Origin of the sequence: Herbaspirillum sp. CF444 (assembly GCF_000282135.1) — a bacterium.
Taxonomy (GTDB): domain Bacteria; phylum Pseudomonadota; class Gammaproteobacteria; order Burkholderiales; family Burkholderiaceae_D; genus Herbaspirillum.
In genome coordinates this window covers 1-4346 of the sequence record NZ_AKJW01000104.1, presented here as the reverse complement: position 1 = coordinate 4346, position 4346 = coordinate 1, and the positions used below count along the sequence as shown (strand labels likewise).

The following is a 4346-nucleotide window of genomic DNA, read 5'->3' as shown; positions in this document are numbered from 1 at the left end:
CGTTCACGCCGCAGACGCCATTTAACTTCGGGACCGACATCAACAGTTGGGATCCGATGTACTGGACGTATGGCGATTTCAACGGCGACGGCAAGACCGACATCATCCAGCATACGAAAACGGCAAACACCAAGCGAGTATGGTTGACCGGCTCTCCTGAACAGCAGGTGGATTTGCTGGTATCGATCACGAGCAATCCGACCAACGTCGTCAATATCAAATTCTTGCCGCTCTCGAACAATGCTATTTACACCAAGGATAGCACCTCGGTATATCCATTTCGAGATGTGCAAGGAGCCGTGTATGTGGTCTCTTCAGTCAGTTCCGCCAACGGTGTGGGCGGCACAACCAGCACCAGCTACACCTACGGCGGTTTGAAGAGCGACCTGAGCGGTCGCGGCTTGCTGGGTTTCCGCTGGATGCAAGCCAAGCAGATTGAAACCGGCCTGACGTCCTATACGGAATACCAGCAAACCTGGCCGTACACCGGCTTGCCAAGTCTGGTCAAGAAGAGCCTGACCGGTGGCGGCAACAACGGCGTCTTGAGCCAGATCGCCAACAGCTATAACTGCAACGACGCTGCCAACACGACGGCAACTGCGTGCACGGTGGCCTCCGGTAAACGCTACTTCGTCTACGCCAATCAAAGCATCGAAAGCGGCTGGGACTACAACGGCGCTGTGCTACCGGTAATCACCACTAAAACGGAATACGACAACTGGGGCAACGCCACTAAAGTAGACGTGAGCACCAGCGACGGCTACGGCAAGAGCACCGTGAATACCTACAGTAACGATAGTGGCAACTGGTACCTGGGCCGTTTGCTTAAATCGAGTGTGACCAGTACTGCGCCTTGAGCAGAAGTAAAAAGTTAGTCAAAATAATTCGGGGGAATTCTTTGCGCAATCCATTGAGCCATGGTGTATGGCTGTCCATCGCATGTCTATTGCCGGCATTGGCAATGACGTCCGTCGTGCAAGCGCAAATGACCACACCAAGCCAGTTTCAGGTCAGCGAGAGCGGTGCTGCGACTTATACGATTCCAATTCAAGTGTCTCCAGGTGTTGGAGGCATGGAGCCCAAGCTGTCATTGAATTACAGCAGCCAGGCCGGCAATGGTTTGCTGGGTGTTGGCTGGAGTCTTGGCGGCCTGGGAGGAGTGGGAAGATGCCCGCGGACGATGGCGCAAGATGGCGTTCGGGGCGGTGTGAACTATGACGGCAACGATAGATACTGTCTTGATGGTCAACGGCTGATCGCCATCAGCGGTAGTGAAGGTGGCGATGGCACTGAATATCGAACAGAGCGAGAGAGCTTTGCGAAGATCGTATCGTACGGTATTGCGGGCAACGGGCCTGCGTGGTTCAAAGTATGGACCAAGGCCGGTCAGGTGATGGAGTATGGCAGGACCAGCGACGCCCGGATCGAAGCGCAAGGAAAAACTTCGATCAGAGCCTGGGCATTGAATCGCATAGAGGATACGAAAGGCAATTACCTGACGGCGAGTTACACGAAAGATGCCGCCAATGGCGACTACTATCCGAGCCGTGTCGATTACACCGGTAATAGCAAGAGCAATACGGCGCCGACAAATTCGGTGCAGTTCGAATATGAAAGCAGGCCGGATATTGTGCCTGCATATCAAGCGGGATCATTAATAAAGAACGTGGTCCGGTTGAAATCCATTTCAACTTATTCAGGATCCAATTTACTCAGAAAATCGTCTCTGGCATATTTGATTAACCCCCAGACCTCTCGCTCACAGCTCCAGGCATATACGGATTGTTCCGCAGACGCAAACAACTGCCTGCTTCCGATACGTATGGAGTTCGCAGACAATACGAGTGGATTTGCACCGGCGCAAGGAGTACGTCTGTTTGCGCCAACGGATTTCGGAACGCCTGATCTCTGGTCGAAAATCACGGCTGACGTAAACGGTGACGGTGTAACCGATCTGATCTGGATGTACAGCGGGCCGAATGGCCTGTGGGCATACACCTCGATGGGAAAGAGCGATGGCACATTCTCTCCGGCGCAAGGCTTCCAGCTTTTTGCGGCAAGCGACTTCGGAGCATCTTCCCTCTGGTCCAAGCAAATCGGCGATGTCAACGGCGATGGCGTTTCAGATCTGATCTGGATGTATAGCGGCCCGAATGGCTTGTGGGTGTATACAGCACTGGGCAAAGGCGACGGCACATTTTTGCCCGCACAAGGTGTGCGACTGTATGCGCCAAGCGATTTTGGAACGCCTGATCTGTGGTCGAAAATGGCCGTGGACCTGAACGGTGACGGCATCACGGATCTGGCCTGGGTGTACAGCGGCCCGTCGGGATTGTGGGCATATACCGCAATGGGCAAAGGCGACGGCACATTCTTGCCTGCGCAAGGTGTGCAATTGTTTGCGCCGAGTAATTTTGGAACATCCGATTTATGGTCAAAGCAGATCGGTGACGTCAACGGCGACGGAATTCCAGACCTGATCTGGATGTACAGCGGTCCGTCGGGACTGTGGGCATATACCGCCGTAGGCAAGGGCGATGGGACGTTTTTGCCGGCGCAAGGTGTGCAATTGTTTGCGTCGAGTAATTTCGGCACTTCTGATCTATGGTCAAAAATGGCCGTGGATTTGAATGGTGACGGCATTACGGATCTGGCCTGGGTGTACAGCGGTCCAGCGGGATTGTGGGTGTACACCGCAATGGGCAAGGGCGATGGCACCTTTGCGCCGGCACAAGGGAACCAAGTATTCGGCGCCAGTGACTTCGGCGCCTCGGATCTCTGGTCGAAACAAGCCACAGACGTCAATGGTGACGGCATTACAGATATGGTCTGGATGTATAGCGGACCAAGTGGCTTGTGGGTGTATACCGCCTTGGGCAAAGGCGACGGCACGTTCTCTCCGGCGCAAGGCGTGCGTCTGTATGACCCGACTGGTTTTGGGACTTCCGACTTATGGTCGAAGCAAACTGCCGATTTGGGCGGTGACGGTGTAACCGATCTGAGTTGGATGTACAGCGGTCCGAGTGGTCTGTGGATCTACAGTTCCAAAAACAAAATGAGCAAGCCTGAACTGGTTAGTCGTTTCAATACGGGGCTTGCCCAGGTGCAGATCAATTATGTGCCGTTGACGAATGGCAGCATTTATTCCAAGGATAAAGGAACCGTCGGCGCCCAGTATCCTCTGGTCGATGTTCAGGCCCCCCTGCATGTGGTGTCGTCAGTCGCGTCCTCCAATGGCGTAGGCGGCACGACCAGCACCAGCTACACCTACGGCGGTCTGAAGAGCGACCTGACAGGCCGGGGCTTGTTGGGTTTCCGCTGGATGCAAGCGAAGCAGGTCGAGACAGGCCTGACGTCCTATACGGAATACCAGCAAAGCTGGCCGTACACGGGCCTGCCCAGCCTGGTCAAGAAGAGCCTGAGCGGCGGCGGCAACAATGGTGTCCTGAGCCAGATCGCCAACAGCTATAACTGCAACGACGCTGCCAGCACGACGGCAACACCTTGCACAGTCGGCGCCGGCAAGCGCTACTTCGTCTATGCCAATCAAAGTGTGGAAAGCGGCTGGGACTACAACGGCGCGGTGCTGCCGGTGATCACCACTAAAACGGACTACGACAACTGGGGCAACGCCACCAAGGTGGAGGTGAGCACCAGCGACGGCTACGGCAAGAGCACCACCAACAGTTACAGCAACGACAGCAGCACCTGGTATCTGGGCAGATTGCTCAAATCCAGCGTCTCGAGCACGGCGCCTTAAGCTGCGACGGGACAGATCATGACAACGACATTCCATAAAAATACAGGGGTAGCCATGAAGGCATCGTTCACACGCAAGCGCTTGCAAACCATCTTGCTGAGCCTATTGATCGGGGGATCAATGGGCATGGCGCAAGCCGCCACGATCACGCGCACCTCCGCGTTCGAATACGATGCGGCGACAGGGCTACTGACTAAAGAGATCATCGAACCGGACAACCCCCAGCTGCGCCTGGAGACGGCCTACACCTACGACGCCTACGGCAACAAGGTCGCCGCCGCCACCAGCTCCCCGGCGACCGGCGCAGCAGCAGTGACGCCGCGCAGCAGCGCCACCACCTACGATGCGCTGGGTCAGTTCCCTGTCAGCAGCAGCAATGCGCTGGGGCAGAGCGAAACCCGGACCTACGATCCCAGGTTCGGCGGCATGACCAGTCTCACCGGCCCCAACGGCTTGACCACGCAATGGCAATACGACGGCTTCGGTCGCAAGATCAAGGAAATCCGCGCCGACGGCACCCAGACCAAATGGGACTACCTGTACTGCAACGGCGTCAACGGCGGCACCACGCCATGCCCAAGCCTGG

Annotated in this window: 2 protein-coding genes and 1 pseudogene; all 3 read left to right on the top strand. The window is 56.0% G+C overall.

The window, feature by feature from the left end; genetic code table 11:
- A partial coding sequence (locus PMI16_RS22195; RefSeq protein ID WP_007883813.1) for a toxin TcdB middle/N-terminal domain-containing protein occupies nucleotides 1-857 on the top strand: 857 nt, incomplete at its 5' end.
- A 128-nt stretch (nucleotides 858-985) separates the two neighbouring features.
- Nucleotides 986-3760 carry an FG-GAP-like repeat-containing protein gene (locus PMI16_RS25515; RefSeq protein WP_034381882.1) on the top strand — a complete coding sequence of 925 codons (2775 nt, stop codon included), beginning with the start codon at nucleotides 986-988 and terminating at the stop codon, nucleotides 3758-3760.
- Between the two features lie 54 nt (nucleotides 3761-3814).
- Nucleotides 3815-4346, top strand: a pseudogene (locus PMI16_RS22185) (RHS repeat domain-containing protein); the annotation flags it as partial.